General features: G+C 67.3%; 16 protein-coding genes and 1 tRNA gene. 6 read left to right on the top strand and 11 right to left on the bottom strand.

Features of this window, described 5'->3' with window-relative positions:
• Positions 1–111 precede the first annotated feature (111 nt).
• Positions 112–1,416 (top strand): methyl-accepting chemotaxis protein, encoded by a 1,305-nt coding sequence (locus tag ACXN5S_RS02990; protein ID WP_458603896.1) that lies wholly within the window; start codon positions 112–114, stop codon positions 1,414–1,416.
• Between the two features lie 135 nt (positions 1,417–1,551).
• Here the strand turns inward: ACXN5S_RS02990 and ACXN5S_RS02985 are convergent.
• Both ACXN5S_RS02985 and ACXN5S_RS02980 read right to left on the bottom strand, forming a co-directional pair.
• Positions 1,552–1,628 (bottom strand) — tRNA-Pro (locus tag ACXN5S_RS02985).
• Positions 1,629–1,682: 54 nt separating this feature from the next.
• The gene (locus ACXN5S_RS02980) at positions 1,683–2,681 is read right to left on the bottom strand and encodes a DMT family transporter (protein ID WP_458603895.1); all 999 of its coding nucleotides are present in this window, start codon (positions 2,679–2,681) and stop codon (positions 1,683–1,685) included.
• Between the two features lie 150 nt (positions 2,682–2,831).
• Here ACXN5S_RS02980 and ACXN5S_RS02975 point away from each other — a divergent pair, with 150 nt between their 5' ends.
• Positions 2,832–3,344: a DUF421 domain-containing protein gene (locus tag ACXN5S_RS02975; protein ID WP_458603894.1), complete on the top strand. Its 513-nt coding sequence runs from the start codon at positions 2,832–2,834 to the stop codon at positions 3,342–3,344.
• A gap of 68 nt (positions 3,345–3,412) precedes the next feature.
• On the opposite strand, the gene leuB is transcribed toward ACXN5S_RS02975, so the two are convergent.
• The 3 genes from leuB to ACXN5S_RS02960 all read right to left on the bottom strand — a co-directional run bounded on the left by leuB (position 3,413) and on the right by ACXN5S_RS02960 (position 7,301).
• Positions 3,413–4,504, bottom strand: coding sequence for a 3-isopropylmalate dehydrogenase (leuB, locus tag ACXN5S_RS02970; protein ID WP_458603893.1), 1,092 nt, complete (start codon positions 4,502–4,504; stop codon positions 3,413–3,415).
• A gap of 138 nt (positions 4,505–4,642) precedes the next feature.
• On the bottom strand, positions 4,643–6,262 hold the full coding sequence (locus ACXN5S_RS02965; protein ID WP_458603892.1) for an ATP-dependent DNA ligase: 1,620 nt from the start codon (positions 6,260–6,262) through the stop codon (positions 4,643–4,645).
• A 19-nt stretch (positions 6,263–6,281) separates the two neighbouring features.
• Positions 6,282–7,301, bottom strand: coding sequence for a ligase-associated DNA damage response exonuclease (locus ACXN5S_RS02960; protein WP_458603891.1), 1,020 nt, complete (start codon positions 7,299–7,301; stop codon positions 6,282–6,284).
• 105 nt (positions 7,302–7,406) lie between these two features.
• Here ACXN5S_RS02960 and ACXN5S_RS02955 point away from each other — a divergent pair, with 105 nt between their 5' ends.
• Positions 7,407–8,129, top strand: a complete 723-nt coding sequence (locus tag ACXN5S_RS02955) for a phosphatase PAP2 family protein (RefSeq protein WP_458603890.1) — start codon at positions 7,407–7,409, stop codon at positions 8,127–8,129.
• On the opposite strand, the gene ACXN5S_RS02950 is transcribed toward ACXN5S_RS02955, so the two are convergent.
• Positions 8,126–9,019: a LysR family transcriptional regulator gene (locus tag ACXN5S_RS02950; protein WP_458603889.1), complete on the bottom strand. Its 894-nt coding sequence runs from the start codon at positions 9,017–9,019 to the stop codon at positions 8,126–8,128. The genes ACXN5S_RS02955 and ACXN5S_RS02950 overlap by 4 nt on opposite strands.
• Positions 9,020–9,122: 103 nt before the next feature.
• Between ACXN5S_RS02950 and ACXN5S_RS02945 the strand changes: the two genes are divergently transcribed.
• On the top strand, positions 9,123–10,034 hold the full coding sequence (locus tag ACXN5S_RS02945) for an NAD-dependent epimerase/dehydratase family protein (protein ID WP_458603888.1): 912 nt from the start codon (positions 9,123–9,125) through the stop codon (positions 10,032–10,034).
• Here ACXN5S_RS02945 and ACXN5S_RS02940 read toward each other — a convergent pair.
• The 5 genes from ACXN5S_RS02940 to leuC form a co-directional block, all read right to left on the bottom strand.
• A complete protein-coding gene (locus tag ACXN5S_RS02940; protein WP_458603887.1) occupies positions 9,981–10,976 on the bottom strand; it encodes an endonuclease/exonuclease/phosphatase family protein in 996 nt (331 codons plus the stop codon). The two genes, ACXN5S_RS02945 and ACXN5S_RS02940, sit on opposite strands and share 54 nt — an antisense overlap.
• Positions 10,977–11,011: 35 nt before the next feature.
• Entirely contained in the window at positions 11,012–11,851 is an 840-nt protein-coding gene (locus ACXN5S_RS02935) for a hypothetical protein (RefSeq protein ID WP_458603886.1), read from the bottom strand.
• A gap of 357 nt (positions 11,852–12,208) precedes the next feature.
• Positions 12,209–12,814 carry a 3-isopropylmalate dehydratase small subunit gene (gene leuD, locus ACXN5S_RS02930; RefSeq protein ID WP_458603885.1) on the bottom strand — a complete coding sequence of 202 codons (606 nt, stop codon included), beginning with the start codon at positions 12,812–12,814 and terminating at the stop codon, positions 12,209–12,211.
• 33 nt (positions 12,815–12,847) lie between these two features.
• Entirely contained in the window at positions 12,848–13,357 is a 510-nt protein-coding gene (locus ACXN5S_RS02925; protein WP_458603884.1) for an HdeD family acid-resistance protein, read from the bottom strand.
• On the bottom strand, positions 13,357–14,793 hold the full coding sequence (gene leuC / locus ACXN5S_RS02920) for a 3-isopropylmalate dehydratase large subunit (RefSeq protein WP_458603883.1): 1,437 nt from the start codon (positions 14,791–14,793) through the stop codon (positions 13,357–13,359). Before leuC ends, ACXN5S_RS02925 begins: the two co-directional genes overlap by 1 nt.
• A gap of 275 nt (positions 14,794–15,068) precedes the next feature.
• On the opposite strand from leuC, the gene ACXN5S_RS02915 reads away from it, so the two are divergent.
• Positions 15,069–15,689, top strand: a complete 621-nt coding sequence (locus tag ACXN5S_RS02915; RefSeq protein ID WP_458603882.1) for an SOUL family heme-binding protein — start codon at positions 15,069–15,071, stop codon at positions 15,687–15,689.
• A gap of 58 nt (positions 15,690–15,747) precedes the next feature.
• Positions 15,748–17,100 (top strand): mechanosensitive ion channel family protein, encoded by a 1,353-nt coding sequence (locus ACXN5S_RS02910; protein WP_458603881.1) that lies wholly within the window; start codon positions 15,748–15,750, stop codon positions 17,098–17,100.
• Positions 17,101–17,170: the final 70 nt, after the last annotated feature.

Here is a 17,170-nt window from a genome sequence, read left to right as displayed (position 1 = left end):
CTGACCGGAACTAGAGAGAATTCGTCAGTTTCCAGTGTAGGGTGAAACGAAGTGTTTAGTTTTCTAAAGGGGGAGAAGGCTCCCCCAACCCCGAGCGTAGCGGACTCCTTCATGGGGGTGATCGACCGAACGCAGGCGACCATCCAATTCGATCTCGACGGGACCATCCGCACCGCGAACAAGAACTTTCTGGACGTTCTGGGATACAAGCTGGACGAGGTCGTCGGCCGCCATCATTCGATGTTCGTCGACAAGGCCTATACCCAAACTGCGGAATACGAGGAATTCTGGCAGGCGCTGCGGGCCGGCCGCTCGTTCACCAGCCCGTACCCCCGCCTTCACAAGGACGGCTCGGTGGTTTGGATCAGCGCCACCTATGCCCCCGTGCTCGATGCGTCAGGCAAGGCCGTTTCGGTCATCAAGATCGCGACGGATATCTCTGCCCGCCAGAAGGGCATCACCGATATTGCCGACGGCCTCGTGCAGCTGAGCAAGGGCAACCTGGCGCATGTCATCCCGCCCTGCGGCGCAGAAGATATCCAGGTGCTGGTCGATTCGTTCAACCAGACGGTCAGCAGCCTCAATGACGTCGTCTCGGCGGTGAAGGCTGTCGCCGGCACGGTGCAGCGCACGGCTGGCGAGATCGGCCAATCCTCCTTCGATCTGGCCCGCCGCACCGAGCAGCAGGCCGCCACGCTGGAAGAGACCGCCGCCGCCATCGAAGAGCTGACGGCCACGGTCAAAGCCTCTGCCGACAGCGCGCAGGAGATGGAAAAGACCGCCGGTAGTGCCCAGTCGACGGCACGGACCGGCGGCAATGTGGTGAAGGATGCCGTGGGCGCCATGTCCGAGATCGAGCGCTCGTCTGACCGGATCAGTCATGTCATCAAGATTATCGACGATATCGCCTTCCAGACCAACCTTCTGGCCCTGAACGCCGGGGTCGAGGCGGCACGGGCGGGCGAATCCGGGCGTGGCTTCGCCGTTGTCGCCTCGGAAGTGCGAACGCTCGCCGTGCGCTCCGCCGATTCCGCCTCGGAGATCAAGACGCTCATCAACGACAGCTCGGCGCATGTCTCGAACGGCGTGAACCTCGTCACCCGCGCGGGTGAAGAGCTGGAGCGCATCATCGCCGCTGTTTCGGAGATTCACTCGCATGTCTCGGAAATCGCCCATGGCGCCGCCGAGCAGGCGATCACTCTGAACGAGATCAACACCGCCGTCTCTCAGCTCGATTCGATGACCCAGCAGAACGCCGCGATGGTTGAGGAATCCACCGCCGCCGGCCAGGTGCTCGAACAGGATGCGACAGAGCTGTCGAACCATGTCTCTGCCTTCCGCACCCGTGACACCGGCCGACCGGCATCTCAGCGGCAGCAGCCCGACAGGCGCGCCCCGCTAAAGCGCGCCTCGTAACGAAACCGGAAGATGGGGCGCCCCGGCGCCCACATGCCCGATCGCGAGGCCGCCAGGGGGCGGCGGACCTGCGAGGCGGGACAAAACCGCACCCTGCCAGTCCGGCGGGGTTTTCGCATGTCGATTTGGGGGATTTGGTCGGAGTGAGAGGATTCGAACCTCCGACCCCCTGCTCCCGAAGCAGGTGCGCTACCAGGCTGCGCTACACTCCGACCGTGGCGGCGGAGGTAGCGAAGCAGCCGGCGGAATGCAAGGCGGAATCGGGCTCAGTCGCTGCGCTGTGCCACTGCGCTGGCGCGCCCGGGCCGGCGCCCGTCGAGCACGCGCATGAGCACCGAGGGGCGCGGCGCCGTACCCACCTCTCGCGACATCCGCGTGCGGGTGACGGGGCGCTCGGAATTGGGCTTGTTGCGCTCGCGCCCGAGGATCACCAGGCCCGACGCGATGATGATGATGGCCCCGATGCTGGTGTTGCGGCCGGGCGTCTCGCCGAAGACGAGAAAGCCATAGGCCGCCGCCCAGATTATCTGGCTGTACTGCATCGGTGCCACCACCGCCGCCTCGCCCGCCTTGTAGGCCGCGATGATGACAAGCCCGCCCAGAAAGCCCAGGCAGGCCATCCCGCCAAGCAGCCCCAGATGCCCCACCGGCATGGGCACGTAGACGAAGGGCAGCGCCACCGCCATCACCGCGAAGTTCGCGATCATCGGGTAGAGCATCAGCACGACGGGCCGCTCGTCCGCCCCGATCTTGCGCACCGAGATGGCCGCGAAGCTGCCCGAGAGCGCCCCCACCAGCGCCGCGGCATGGCCAAGCTCGAAGCCGATGGATTCCTGCCCGCCCGAGGGCCAGATCGCCACAACCACGCCGGCCAGGCCCACCACCACCGCCGCCCAGCGCCGGAGCCCGACACGTTCGCCCAGCACGGGAATCGACAGCACCGTGATGATCAGCGGCGAGGCGAAGAGGATCACATAGACCTGCGCCAGCGGCAGGGTGGAAAAGGCGTAGAAGTTGCACACGGCATTGGCGACCGCGGCCAGCGTGCGCGAGCCTACCCACCATGGGTGCACAGGCCGCAGCGTGCCCGGCGCCCTGTCAGAGATCAGCGTGAGCGTGACGAGCGGGAACGACAGCAGCGTCGAGAAGAAGATCAACTGCGCAGGCGCGTAGCCGCCGCCCAGGAATTTCACCAAGGTGTCGTGGGTCGCATAAATGCCGAAGGCGGCGAGCGCGAGTAGCACCCCCCTGAGGTTCGAGCCCATGTCACTGTCCCTGCCCGGTTTTTAAAAGGCAGATTGTCCGGTCAGCGGCCCACGTCAAGGCCGGGCGGCCCCCCGGCGGCGGCAGAGCGCCGGTGCCGGGCGGAACTGTCGCCTGCCGCGGCACATTGCCCAATGAAGGGGAGAGAACGCATGGAGACGTTTGCCGAGGTTCTGGCCAAGGGCCTGATCACCGTGGCGCTGGTCGTGCTGCTCTCGCGGCTGAATGGGCTGCGCAGCTTCGCCAAGATCTCCAGCTTCGACTTTGCCATCACGGTCGCCACCGGCTCGGTGCTCGCCAGCGCGCTAGTGAGCGAGGGCGCCTTCGGCCCCGGCCTCGCCGCGCTGGTCGTGCTGTTCCTGCTGCAGGGGCTGATAAGCCGGGTGCGCGTGCGGGTGAACCCCTTCAAGGAGGCGGTGGACAACACGCCGCTCCTCCTGATGGAGAACGGCACCTTCCTCGACGGGAACATGAAGAACGCCCAGATCGCGCGGACCGATGTGATGGCCAAGCTGCGCCAGGCCGGTGCGGTGGAGCAGCGCAACATCCGCGCCGTGGTGCTGGAGACGACGGGAGATATCTCGGTGGTCTATGCCGCGCCGGATGCGGCGCTGACGGAGGGCATTCTGGACGGTGTGAGACGGCAGCCGCGGGCATTGCCTTGAGGGGCGCGCGGGCGGCGGGCTGAGGCTCGCCCAGGGGGGAAGCCGGGCTTCAGCCCGGCCCCACCAGATCAGGCAGAGAGCGCCGCTACGATCGCGTCACCCATCTCGCTGGTCGAGACAGGCTCCTTGCCCTCTTCGCCCAGCAGATCGCCGGTGCGGTAGCCGTCGGCCAGCACCTTCTCGACCGCCTGCTCCAGCTGCGTGGCCTTCTCGCCCTCGTCGAAGCTGTAGCGCAAAGCCATGGCGAAGGAGAGGATGCAGGCGATCGGGTTGGCCTTGCCCTGCCCCGCGATATCGGGCGCCGAGCCATGCACGGGCTCGTAGAGCGCCTTCGGTCGGCCGTTCGCCATCGGCGCGCCCAGCGAGGCGGAGGGCAGCATGCCGAGCGAGCCGGTGAGCATCGCGGCAGCGTCGGAGAGCAGGTCGCCGAAGAGGTTGTCGGTGACGATCACGTCGAACTGCTTGGGCTGGCGCACAAGCTGCATGGCGCCGGCATCGGCGTACATGTGCGAAAGCTCGACCTCGGGGTAGTCCTTGCCCACTTCGGTGACGACCTCGCGCCAGAGGATGCCGCTCTCCATCACGTTGGCCTTTTCCATCGAGCAGAGGCGCTTGTCGCGCTTCATCGCGAGGTCGAAGGCGGCGCGGGCGACACGGTCGATCTCGCTCTCGGTGTAGCGCTGGGTGTTGATGCCGACGCGCTCGTTATTCTCGGTGTGAATGCCGCGCGGCTCGCCGAAATAGATGCCGGAGGTCAGCTCGCGGACGATCATGATGTCGAGCCCGGCGACGATGTCTTTCTTCAGCGAGGAGAAATCGGCGAGGGCGTCGAAGCATTGCGCGGGGCGCAGGTTGGCGAAGAGGTCCATCTCCTTGCGCAGGCGCAGAAGGCCGCGCTCCGGCTTCACCGAGAAGTCGAGCACGTCGTACTTGGGCCCGCCGACGGCGCCGAGCAGGACGGCATCGACCTCCTGCGCCTTGGCCATCGTGTCGTCATGGATCGGGGTGCCGTGGGCGTCATAGGCAGCGCCGCCGACGAGATCTTCGGAGACGTCGAAGGCGAGGCCCTGCGTGCCGAACCAGTCGATGACCTTGCGCACCTCTGCCATCACCTCGGGGCCGATACCGTCGCCGGGCAGGATGAGAAGGGAATGGGCCATGTCACGCTCCGTCAGTTTGGACGGCCTGCGGTAGCTCGCGGGCGGTGGGCCGTCAAGAATGGGCGCCCCGCGAACCTCTCCGCTGCTTCCCCAAGCGCGGAATCAAGACCTTCAGTCCGCCGCGCGAGCGCCGGCCCTTCACGCCTCCTCCACGCTCTCCGGCCCGCCGTATTGCGCCAGCATCTCCTTCATATCCTCCAGCGTGTTCGCCTCTGCCACCGGTTTGTCGTGCCGCCAGCGCAGCATCCGGGGGAAGCGCAGGGCCACGCCGCTCTTGTGCCTTGTCGAGGGCTGTATCCCCTCGAAGCCGATCTCGAAGACATGCTCCGGCGTTACCCGGCGCACGGGACCGAACTTCTCAAGCGTATTCCGCCGCACCCAGGCGGTGATCTGGCGGAACTCGGCATCCGTCAGGCCGGAATAGGCCTTGGTGAAGGGCACCAGCTCCTCCCCATCCCGCACCGCGAAGGTGAAATCGGTGAACAGGTTCGCCCGCCGGCCCGAGCCCGATTGCGCATAGATCAGCACCGCGTCGATCGAGAGCGGGTCGACCTTCCACTTCCACCAATCGCCCTTCTTGCGGCCCGCCAGATAGGGCGAGTCGCGCCGCTTCAGCATCAGCCCCTCGGCCATCAGCTCGCGGGAGCGCGCCCGCTCCTTCGCCAGAGCCTCCCAGCTCTCGGCCTCGACCAGCGGCGACAGGCGCAGCGGCGCCTCGGGCGGCAGATCCTCCGCCGCCTGCTCCAGCAGGGCGCGGCGCTCGGAAAAAGGGGTCTGGCGCAGGTCGTCGCCCTGCCATTCGAGCAGGTCGTAAGCCATCAGGATGGCCGGCGCCTCGGTGAGCAGCTTCTTCGGCACGGTCTTCCGCCCGATGCGCTTCTGCAGTGCGTTGAACGACAGGGGCGCCTCGCCCTCGCCGTTCCAGGCCAGCACCTCGCCGTCGAGCACCGTTCCCATGGGCAGGAAGTCCTTCAGCCGCGCCAGCTCGGGGAAGCGGTCTGTCATCAGCTCTTCGCCCCGGCTCCACAGGTGATGCTCGCCGCCGCGCAGGATGAGCTGACCGCGGATGCCGTCCCACTTGCGCTCGGCGAGCCAATCCTCTGCCGGGCCGAGGGCGGCGAGATCCTCTAACTGATAGGCGAGGTAGAAAGGATAGGGGCGCGACAGGTCTGCCGAGGGATCGGGCGCGTGGATGAGGCTCTGCCAGGTCACGTTCTGCGGCGTCCAGCTGCCCATCAGCCGATGCGTCAGCTCGGCCTCGTCCATCTCGGTGGCCTGCGCCAGCGCCCGCGTCATCAGCTTGGCGCTGACGCCGACGCGAAAGCCGCCCGTGAGCAGCTTGGTGAAGAGCAGCCGCTCGGTGGGGTCGAGCCCATTCCAGGCGGCGAGAATGCCGGCCTTGCGCTCTTCCTCCGGCAGGGCAGAGAGACGGGCGATCTCGGCGATCCACTCGGCCAGGGAGCGGTCTGTCTGCTGGCCCGGCGGAGGCAAGAGCAGGGCGATGGTCTCTGCCGTGTCGCCCACGATGGGGCGGGATTCCTCGAACAGCCAGAGCGGCACGCCCGCCCGCTCCGCCGCCCACTCGCGCAAGACCGTGGTGGTGATGGTGCGCCGCGGGCGCCGGCCCGAGAACAGCGCCACGCACCACAGCTTGTCGGCATCGGGCGCGGTGGAGAAATACTCCGCCATCGCCGCCACCTTGCGGCTGGTCTTCGTCGTCTGATCGACGGCGCGGAAGAGGGCGGCGAACTCCTTCACCGGCTGGCCCCGGGATTGCTCATGCCTCTTCCTCCTCCGCCTCGCCCTCACCGGCATATTCGGTGGAGACGACATGGGCGTCGTAGCCCTGCTCCTCCAGCCAGCGGCGGAAGACCGAGGTGTAGCCGTGGGTGACGAAGATCTTCCGGGCGCCCGTGGCGCGGATGGCGTCGTTCAGACCGTCCCAATCGGCATGGTCCGACATGACGAAGCCCCTGTCGGCCGCCCGGCGCCGCCGCACCCCGCGCAAGGCCATCCAGCCAGAGGCGAAGCCGGTGGTGGCCGGCGCAGAGGCCGACGAGAAGCGCCGCGCCCAGGTGCCTGACAGCGCCGAGGGCGGGGCGACGACCAGCGCGCCGCGATGGGCCTTCAGATCGGTCTCGGGCGTCACGCGGATCGTCTGAGGCAGCGGCAGCCCCTGCGCGCGCAGCACCTCGGTGACGTTCTCCACCGCGCCATGGGTGAGGATCGGGCCGAGCGAGGCATCGGCGGCGGCCATGACACGCTGCGCCTTGCCGAGCGAATAGGCCCCGATCAGGGCGAAGCGGCCTTCCTCCGCCGCCGAGGCCCACCAGGCATTCAGGTCGCTCGCCAGAGCCTCCGGGGCTGTCCACTTGAAGACCGGCAGGCCGAAGGTGCATTCGGTGATGAAGGCGTGGCAGGTCACCGGCTCGAACGGGTCGGAGAGCCCGTCAGAGATCACCTTGTAGTCACCCGACGCCACCCACACCTGCCCCTTCACCTCGACCCTGATCTGCGCCGAGCCGGGCACGTGACCAGCGGGATGGAACGAGACCTCGGCATCGCCAATGCGCCGCCGCTCGCCATAGGCAATCGTCTTCAGGGTGATGTCGCCAAGCCGCTGGCGGATCACCGGGGCGGCGAGATCGGTGGAGAGGTAGCGCTGCATGCCGGGGCGGGCATGGTCGGCATGGCCATGCGTGATCAGCGCCCTGTCCACCGGGCGCCACGGGTCGATGTAAAAATCGCCCGCGGGGCAATAGATGCCGCTGTCTGTGAAGGTGAGCACGTCCGCCATGCCGGGAAGTTAGCGCAAGGCGCGGCGGTGGCGAGGGCGTTGCTGGCTCTTGCCCCTCGCGCCCCGCGACCCACCTTCAGGGGAGCCGCGAAAGAAGGAGCCCCGATGTCCCGCCTGCCCGATGCCATCACACGCCGCATGGAACCCGCAACACTTGGGGCCATCGTTGTCATCGCCGGGGCGCTCTGGGGTTTCGTGGCCCTCGCCTCCGAGATGCTCGAGGGCGATCTGCATTCCTTCGACGAAACGGTGCTGCTGGCGCTGCGCACGGCGGGTGACCCCGCCGTCGGGATCGGCGGGCCGCAGATGCAGGTGGCCATGCGCGACCTCACCGCGCTCGGCGGCATCGTGGTGCTGACGATCATCTCGCTCTCGGTGCTCGGCTACCTCTTCCTGCGGCGGCAGCGCGCCTCGGCGCTGTTTCTTGCCGCCGCCATCGTGGGCGGGCAGCTCATCTCGCATCTGGCGAAATCGGGCTTCTCGCGGCCCCGGCCCGATCTGGTGCCGCATGGGGTGGAGGTGGCGACAGCCTCCTTCCCATCAGGCCATTCGATGATGGCAGCCGTCACCTACCTGACGCTGGCGGTGATGCTGGCGCGGGGCGAGAGCGCGCTGCGGATGCGGATCTTCTTCCTCTCCGTCGCGGCGCTGCTGACGGTCGCGGTGGGCGTCAGCCGTGTCTACCTTGGCGTCCACTGGCCATCGGACGTGCTGGCCGGCTGGTCACTCGGCGCGGCCTGGGCGCTTGGCGTGTGGCTGGTGGCGCATTGGCTGGGCATGCACGGCCAGATCGAGCCCGACCGGCGCGGCGCCGACAGCAAGAGTTAGCCCTCGCGGAACAGCGGCGTCAGATGCGCCACCAGCAGCTCCCAGACCCGGGCGATGCGCGGTGTGCGGCGCATGGCTTCATGCGCCGTCAGCCAGACCGGCAGCGGGTCTAGCCGGAACGGCAGGTCCATCTCGATCATCCCATGCGCCCGTCCCACGGCGCGCTGGCCGAAGCCGATGCCGCAGCCGGCACGCACCAGCTCCCAATACACCATGTTGTCGTCGCAGCGGCTGGTGAACCAGCTTTCCTCGATCGGCAGGCCCATGCCGCGGAAGATGTCGCGCAGCTCGGTGCTGCGGTCGAAGCCCACGTAATCATGGCCAGCCATATCCTCCGCCCCCGTCGGCAGGCCGCGCCGGGCGGCATAGGCGGGGGAGGCGAAGGCGGCGAGATGCACCTCGCCGATATGCCGCGCAATAAGATCGAGCTGGCGGGGCCGGTACATGCGCAAAGCGATATCGGCCTCGCGGTAGAGGAGATTCGATGAGCTGTCGGAGGGCACCAGCTCGATGATGATGCCCGGCTCCTCCTCGCGCATCGCCGCGATCACCGGTGGCAGCCGCCAGGCGCAGACGGCGTCAGAGGCGGTGAGCCGCACCGGGCCGAGATGACGCGCCTCACCCGCCGCCGCGGCCAGCGCCACCTGCCCCATCGCCTCGCGCATGGCGCGGGCCGGGGCGAGCAGCGGGGCGGCGGCAGGCGTGGGCTCCAGCCCGCGCGGCACGCGGGTGAAGAGCTCGGCGCCCACCGCGTCTTCCAGCGCCTTGATCTGACGCCCGAGCGTGGGCTGGCTCTGCCCCAGCCGCCGGGCGGCGGCCGAGAGCGAGCCCTCTTCGGCGACGAAGAGGAAGGCGCGAAGGAGGGACCAGTCGAGCGTTGTGATGTCCATTCATTCATGAATAGGCATCAGTCAAAGATATGCAATTTCTTTGCGCCGGTTGCGGCGCCATCTTCCCGATCAGACAGACGCTCACCCCCGAAAGGAGCACAACATGACTGGCAAAGTTCTCATCCTCGGCGCCTCCGGCAAGATCGGCTCAGCCGCCGCTGCCGCCTTCACCGCCGCCGGCTGGCAGGTGCGCCGCTATACCCGCGGCACCGACATGAACGCAGCGGCGGAGGGTTGCGACGTCATCGTCAACGGCCTCAACCCGCCGAATTACCACGATTGGGACAGGATCATCCCCGAGACGACCGCCCAGGCCATCGCAGCCGCCCGCGCCTCTGGCGCCACTATCATCCACCCCGCCACCGTCTACAATTTCGGCGACCGCCGCGGCGTTTGGGACGAGACAACGCCGCACCGCCCCGTTGCCCGCAAGGGCCGTATCCGCGAGGAGATGGAGGCAGCCTATCGCGCCTCGGGCGTGCAGGTGATCCTGCTGCGGGCCGGGAATTTCATCGCCGAGGGGCGGGATGACGATATGTTCGGCGTCGGCCTGCTGCGCAGCCTGAAGAGCGGCAAGGTCACCGCACTTGGGCGGCCCGATGCGATGCAGGCCTATGCCTACCTGCCCGACTGGGGCCGCGCCGCCGTGGCGCTGGCCGAGAAGCGGGCGGATCTGCCGGCCTTCAGCGATGTGCCCTTCCCCGGCTACGCCTTCACGGCGGAGGAGCTGAAGGCGCGGCTGGAGGCCCTCTCTGGCCGGAGCCTGAAGATCAGCCGCTTCCCATGGCTCGTCTTCCGCCTGCTTGGCCCGGTCTGGGAGATGGCGCGCGAGATGAACGAGATGCGCTACCTCTACAACACGAGCCACCAGCTGGGCCGGGCGCGGTTCGACGCGCTGCTGCCGGAGTTTCAGGCCACGGATCTGGATGACGTGCTGCGCCGCAAGCTGCCGGAGGGCTGGTCAGCGCATGACATCCGCCCAGACCAGCCGGTGCGCGCCGGCCTCGCGGGCTGAGGCGGCGAGGGGCTCACCCGGGGCCGGCCACAGCACGCCGGCCCCGGCGAGTGCCCAATCGGCAGAGGGCAGCACGTAGGAGACCCGCAGCGGCCCGGTGCCGTTCTCCTCCTCGGTCCACTCCGCTGTATCCAGGCCGCCGCCGGGCGAGGTGGGCTGCGGGTCGATCAGGCGGGGATCGGCGAGGAAGGCTTCCATTGCGGCGCTGTCGCCCTCACCGCCCGAAGGGTCGAGGTTCGACAGGCCCATCAGCACGAAGGGTGGGTCGGGCGACGGGCCAAGATCGCCATCCAGAAAGCGCCGCCAGAGCAGCAGCTCGTCGCGGGCGCGCAGTCCGTTTCGGTCCTCCGGGCCATCAAAGACCGGCGGCGTGGCGGCCCAGACCATCAGCATCACCGGCCCGCCCGGAGCCTCGACGCTCAGCACCCAATGCGCGGTGGAGGAGAGGCGCTGCGCCGCGGCCACCTCGGCATTCGGGAAGAGCTGGCCATTGCGCCGGGTCGGCCGGGTCGCGCCCGGCAGATCGCCCCAGAGCAGCGGCGCGAAATCGCGGACCAGCCGCAGCGGATAGCGCGACAGCACCGCCAGCCCGCCGTCACCGGCGAAAGCACCATAGCCCTGGGCATCGCGCGGCTCTCCGGTGCAGCCGTTGCCATCCATGTCCAGCCCCGTCGCCATGCCGGCATTCGGGCGGGCGGCGAAACGGTGCGGCAGCGGATGGCCCGCCTCCGCCAGCAGCGCCTGCAGGGCGCCAAGCGCGGCGCCGCCATGGTCGAAATCCATCTCGGTGAGCAGCAGGACATCCGGCGCGGCGGCGGCGATGACCTCGACGGTGCCGCGCACCTGGGCATCCGGCTCGAGCAGATCCATCAGCAGCAGGCCGGGGCCATCGCGGCTGAGCGCGGCGCCGTAGGTGGCAAAGCGGAGTGTTTCGGCAGCCAAAGGCGCGGCCAGCACGCAGACCAGCAGAGCTGCAATCAGGCGGCGGCCAGCTCGCCTTCGCCTGCGCGCCCGGCGCCGCGCAGGCGCTGCACGCGGATCATCTGCGCCAGCCGGGCCAGCGCGACGCCCTTCATGAGCAGCGAGGCAGGAATGAAGGCCCATGCGGTCATCATCCAGATCAGGGTATGCGGGTCCGCCAGGATGAGGGGATCGAACAGGTTCGAGGCGAGTTTGACAAGCGCCGGAATGACGAAGGGCAGCAGAAATCCGGCCACGAGGTTGAGCATCGCGTCGCGGCCCAGCCTCTCCACCACATCGCCGCCCGAGGTGGGGTCGAAGGTGGGCAGGTTGACCCAGACGTTGAAGCCGCCACGGTTGAGCGGCCAGCGCGTCAGGCGCTGCGTGACGATGAACACCACCAGCATGGCCAGCGAAATGAAGTACGCCATCGCGGCCGAGATGCGCACCGCTTCCAGCAGCGCTGCCGGCGCATCCTGCGGCATCATCAGCACCGTCAGCCGCACCGGCGAATATGGGAAATCGAGCCCCTCGGAGAGCAGGCGTCCGAGCGCCACCACCAGCGAGCGCAGCGCGCTTTCATGGCCGAGGGCGGGCTGCATCAGAGGCAGCACCAACAGGATCGCCGCCAGCCCGCCAAAGCGGATGCGGTTGAAGGGCGGCGCGTCGCGGAACGTGACGAGCGAGGGGTACGAGATGTTGTATTCGATGAAGGTGAACACGCCGGCGAACAGCGCCACGAGCATCACCGTCATGCGCAGATCGGCGCTGGAGCCGGGCAGCAGCATGGCGGGCGCCGACATCGCAAGGATGACGAGCACAGCACGAAAGATGGCTCCCGCCAGTCGCGTCAGCATGAAAAACCTGCCCTCGGTCCGGAGTGCCGCGCATTGATGCCGCGATCTTGTGCCGGCCACGGGGGCCGGATGCGTCCGGATTGCCTCTTTAATGCCATGCTTTTGCCGCTTTTCCCACCACGCAACAATGCTGGCTTAACGCTTGCGGGAAGGCGGGGCTTTTTTGAGGCAAAACTGGTGCGCCATTGCAACCATTGCGGGCCGCCAGCGTGGCAATTTGCCAGTAAAAACGAGATATTGTGGGGAGCGTCGACTTAACACCAGCCCGCAGGGCCCGAGCCCCTGCCGCCGGTTGGTTAGCGGCCCGGCAACCAGAATCGCCGGGCCTGTGCCTGAATTAAGGCAAAAATCGGGCGATCAGACCCAGGGGCGGGCTTCGCTCGCCTTGGCTTCGAAGGCGTCGATGGCGCCGACCTTCTCCATCGTCAGGCCGATATCGTCGAGGCCGTTCTGCAGGCAATGCTTGCGGAAGGGGTCGATGTCGAAGCTGATCTCGGTGCCGTCCGACAGGGTGATCGTCTGGGCTTCGAGGTCGATCTCGACGCGGGCGTTGGCGCCCTTCTCGGCATCGGCCATCACCATGTCGCGCTGCTCTTCGGGCAGCACGATGGGCAGGATGCCGTTCTTGAAGCAGTTGTTGTAGAAGATATCGGCGAAGCTGGTGGAGATCACCGAGCGGATGCCGAAATCCTCCAGCGCCCAGGGCGCATGCTCGCGCGACGAGCCGCAGCCGAAGTTATCGCCGGCGACGAGGATCTGCGCGTCGCGATAGGCCGGCTGGTTGAGCACGAAATCGGGGATCTCGTTGCCCTGATCGTCATAGCGCATCTCGTCGAACAGGTTCTTGCCGAGCCCGGTGCGCTTGATCGTTTTCAGGAACTGCTTGGGGATGATCATGTCGGTATCGACATTCACAAGCGGCATCGGCGCGGCGATGCCCGTCAGGTGGTTGAACTTTTCCATGTGTTTTCTCCTCCGCCCGGGGGCGGGACATTCCTAGCGGCGGGCGACGAGGCCCATTGTGATGAAGGCGGCGGCTTCGACGAGCAGCTCGATGCCGAGCAGAATGCCCAGAAGCGAGCCCGCAGCTGCCCCGAAATCGGCGAACACGAGCATCCCGATCAGCACCGAGGCCCCGCCCGAAATCAGCAGCGACCAGCAGTAGCTGCTGCCCCGCAGGCTGATCGCCATGACGAGGCGGATGATGCCGGTGATGAGGAACAGGATGCCGAGCATCAGCGTCAGCGAGACCATGCCGCTCAGCGGATTGGCCAGCAGGAAGACCCCGGCAACGATGCCGAGAAGGCCGACGAGCCCGTGCCAGATTCGGTGCTGATCCTCCCGGTTCGAGAAGGCGACCCAAAGCTGCAGCACCCCGCCGAACAGGAAGACGATGCCGACGATAGTTGTCACCGCGATCGAGGCCGCGAAGGGATTTGCGAGGGCGAGCAAGCCGCCCACCGCAAACACCACGCCCAGAACGATCAGAAGGGTGGTGGGTTTCATCACACCAGCTCCGGCTCGGGCGAGAGCATCTCGCGCACATCGGTCAGCCGGCCGGTGATCGCCGCCGCCGCCGCCATCTGCGGCGACATCAGGTGGGTACGCCCGCCACGGCCCTGGCGGCCCTCGAAGTTGCGGTTCGACGTCGAGGCGCAGCGCTCACCCACCGACAGCTGGTCGGGGTTCATCGCCAGGCACATCGAGCAGCCGGCCATGCGCCATTCGAAGCCGGCCTCCTTGAAGATGTCGGCCAGGCCCTCTTCCTCGGCCTGCTTCCGCACGAGGCCAGAGCCGGGAACGACCATGGCGCGCAGCCCGTCCTTGATCTTCTTGCCCTTCAGCACGGCGGCGGCGGCGCGCAGATCTTCGATGCGCCCGTTGGTGCACGAGCCGATGAACACCGTGTCGATCTCGACATCCGTCAGCTTCTGGCCGGGGGCGAGGCCCATGTATTCGAGGCTGCGCTTCACGGCGCCGACCTTGCCGCCCTTGAAGGTCATCGGGTCGGGCACGTCGGAGGTGATGGGCAGCACGTCCTCGGGGCTGGTGCCCCAGGTGACGACGGGGGCGATGTCCTCGCCCTTGATCGTGACGACCTTGTCCCAATGCGCATCGTCATCGGAATATAGCGTCTTCCACCATTCCATCGCCTTGTCCCAGTCAGCACCCTTGGGCGCATGCTCGCGGCCCTTGATGTAATCGAAGGTCGTCTGATCGGGCGCGATGAGGCCGGCGCGGGCGCCGCCCTCGATGGCCATGTTGCAGATGGTCATCCGGCCTTCCATCGACAGCGAGCGGATCGCCTCGCCGCAATATTCGATCACATAGCCGGTGCCGCCGGCGGTACCGGTCTGGCCGATCACCGTCATGGTGATGTCCTTGGCGGTCACACCGGGGCGCAGCTTGCCGGTGATCTCGACCTTCATGTTCTTCGACTTCGACTGGATCAGCGTCTGCGTGGCCAGCACATGCTCGACCTCGGAGGTGCCGATGCCATGGGCGAGCGAGCCGAAGGCGCCGTGGGTGGCGGTGTGGCTGTCACCGCAGACGACGGTCATGCCCGGCAGCGTCCAGCCCTGCTCGGGGCCGACGATATGCACGATGCCCTGCCGCACGTCGCTGACCGGGTAGTAATGGATGCCGAAATCCTTGGCGTTCTTGTCGAGCGCCTCCACCTGGATGCGGCTTTCGGGGTTGGTGATGCCGTTCACCCGGTCTTCGGTCGTGGGCACGTTATGGTCGGGCACCGCGATGGTCTTCTCGGGCGCACGAACGGTGCGGCCGGTCAGGCGGAGCCCTTCGAAGGCCTGCGGGCTGGTGACCTCGTGCACGAGGTGGCGGTCGATATAGATCAGGCTGGAGCCGTCTTCGTCTTCCTGAACGAGATGGGCATCCCAGATCTTGTCGTAGAGTGTCTTGGGCGAATTATCGGGGGACATAACGGTCCTCTCCCTTAGGGGTGTTCAAATGGGGGCCGCGCGGGCTGCGCGCGGAATCTCTTGAGCGGGGCGCCCTCAGGCGCGCGCAAGAATCGACAGGGTCGCGCCAAAGAAGCGCCAGGGCAGGCGCGCGCGATCGTCCATGTCGAAGACCTTTGTCATGGCGCGCACATATACCTCGCCGCTGAGTCTCACAAGAGAGCGATGCTGTGTTGCAGGCGTGAACCGAAGGGCCCCGCGGCCCGTATTCACGGTATCATTCAGGAGGATCGGCCATGAGCCTGCTATCCCGCATCACCCCCAACGATATCACCTTCGACGAGGCCGGCGCGCCCCGCTACCGCGGCTACGAAGTGCCGCCCTTCACCATCGAGCGCACGCTCGGTGAGGTCGAGATCCGCCGCTACGCGCCGCATATCCTTGCCGAGGTTACCGTGCAGGCCAGCCGCGACGACGCGCTGCGCGCCGGCTTTCGCAAGCTCGCTGGCTACATCTTCGGTGGCAACAGTAAACAGCAGAGCGTCGCGATGACCGCACCGGTCAGCCAGCGCGAGAGCCAGACGATCGACATGACCGCCCCGGTGAGCCAGCGCGAGACGGCCAGCGGCGAGTGGACGGTCAGCTTCACCATGCCCGCCGAATGGACGATGGAGCGCCTGCCCCAGCCCAACGCCGGCGACATCCGCTTTCGCGAAACGCCGGCCGAGCGCCGCGCCGTGCTGGGCTTCCCGGGCCGCGCCAGCGATGCCGCGCTGGAGAAGGCCGAGGCCGAGCTCCGAGATGTGCTCGCCCGCGAGGGGCTTGCCCCCACCGGCCCGGTGCAGCGCGCCTTCTACGACGACCCGATGACCCTGCCATGGGCGCGGCACAACGAAGTGTCGCTGCCGCTGGACTGAACGGCCGCCCCCGCTCACCGCGCTTGTCGCGGGGGGGCGAACAGGTCAGATTAACCAGATGACCGGCGGCGCATTGGGCGACATCCTCGCGATCTTTCAGGGCGTCTGGTCCGACGCGCTGACGTTCCTGTCGTCGCTGCTGCGCGAATGGAACATCTACCAGATCGTCATCACGCTGGCGCTCTTCGGGCTGGCCCATCTGCTGAGCCTGCTCGTCGGGCCGCGCTACCGCGAATGGATCAAGCAGCGCCAGAACCTGACGATGTGGCAGACGCGCTGGCTGCTGACCCTCCACAAGCAGCTGCGCCTGATCCTGTTCGTGCCGCTCATCTGGGCCACGGTCCTGATCATGAGGGCGACCACCTGGCCGTCGCGCAGCTACCTGCTGGCGATCTTCGCCGAGCTCGCCAGCGCCTGGGTGCTGATCTTCCTGATCTCGCGCCTCATCCCCAACGGCTTCCTGCGCGTGCTGGTGCGCTATGCCGCCTGGGCCTGGGTCACCCTCTCGATCACCGGGCTGACGGACGAGGTGCAGCTGCTGCTGTCATCGCTGTCGTTCGACGTGGGGTCTACGACCTTCAGCCTGTGGCTGATCCTCCAGGCGGTGGTGATCATCGGCGCCCTCTTCGCGGCGGCGCGCTTCGTCTCGAAGGGGCTGTCGTCGCGCATCCAGCGCAACGAGGATCTCAGCCCCAGCCTGCGCGTGCTGATGGTGAAGCTGGCACAGATCATCCTGTTCGCCGCGGCCTTCTTCATCGGCCTGCGGGTGGTCGGGGTGGATCTGACGGGCCTCGCCTTCCTCTCCGGCGCCATCGGCGTGGGGCTCGGCTTCGGCCTGCAGAAGGTGGTGTCGAACCTCGTCTCGGGCGTGATCCTGCTGCTCGACCGCTCGATCAAGCCCGGCGACGTGATCTCGCTGGGCGAGACCTTCGGCTGGATCACGACCCTGAGCGCCCGCTACGTTTCGATCACCACGCGGGACGGCAAAGAATATCTGATCCCTAACGAGGATCTCATCACCGGCCAGGTGGTGAACTGGAGCCATTCCGACCAGTTCGTGCGGCTCGACATTCATTTCGGCACCTCCTACGGCGACGATCCGCATCTGGTGCGCCGCGTGGCGATAGAGGCGGCCGCCGGCGTGAACCGCGTGCTGAGCGACCGCCCACCGGTGTGCCACATCACTGGCTTCGGCGATTCCTCGGTGGATTACATCCTGCGGTTCTGGATCACCGATCCGTCGGGCGGGCTGACGAACATCCGCGGCAACGTCTTCCTGGCGCTCTGGGACGCGTTCAAGGAGAACGGCATTTCGATCCCCTTCCCGCAGCGCGAGGTGAAGGTGCTGGGCGGGGTGATGCCGACGGTGGAGTTTGGCGAGGGGGATGTGCCCTCGGGTGCCGCTCCGTAGGGAGCTGCCGATCTCCCCGCTCGCAAGCAGGTGCTATCGTTGCACGCCGGCCCGTGGGGTGGCGCTCCTA

The sequence above is a fragment of the Pseudoroseicyclus sp. H15 genome (assembly GCF_054353345.1).
The sequence above is the reverse complement of the archived record's forward strand: the minus strand, read 5'-3'. Positions and strand labels throughout refer to the sequence as shown.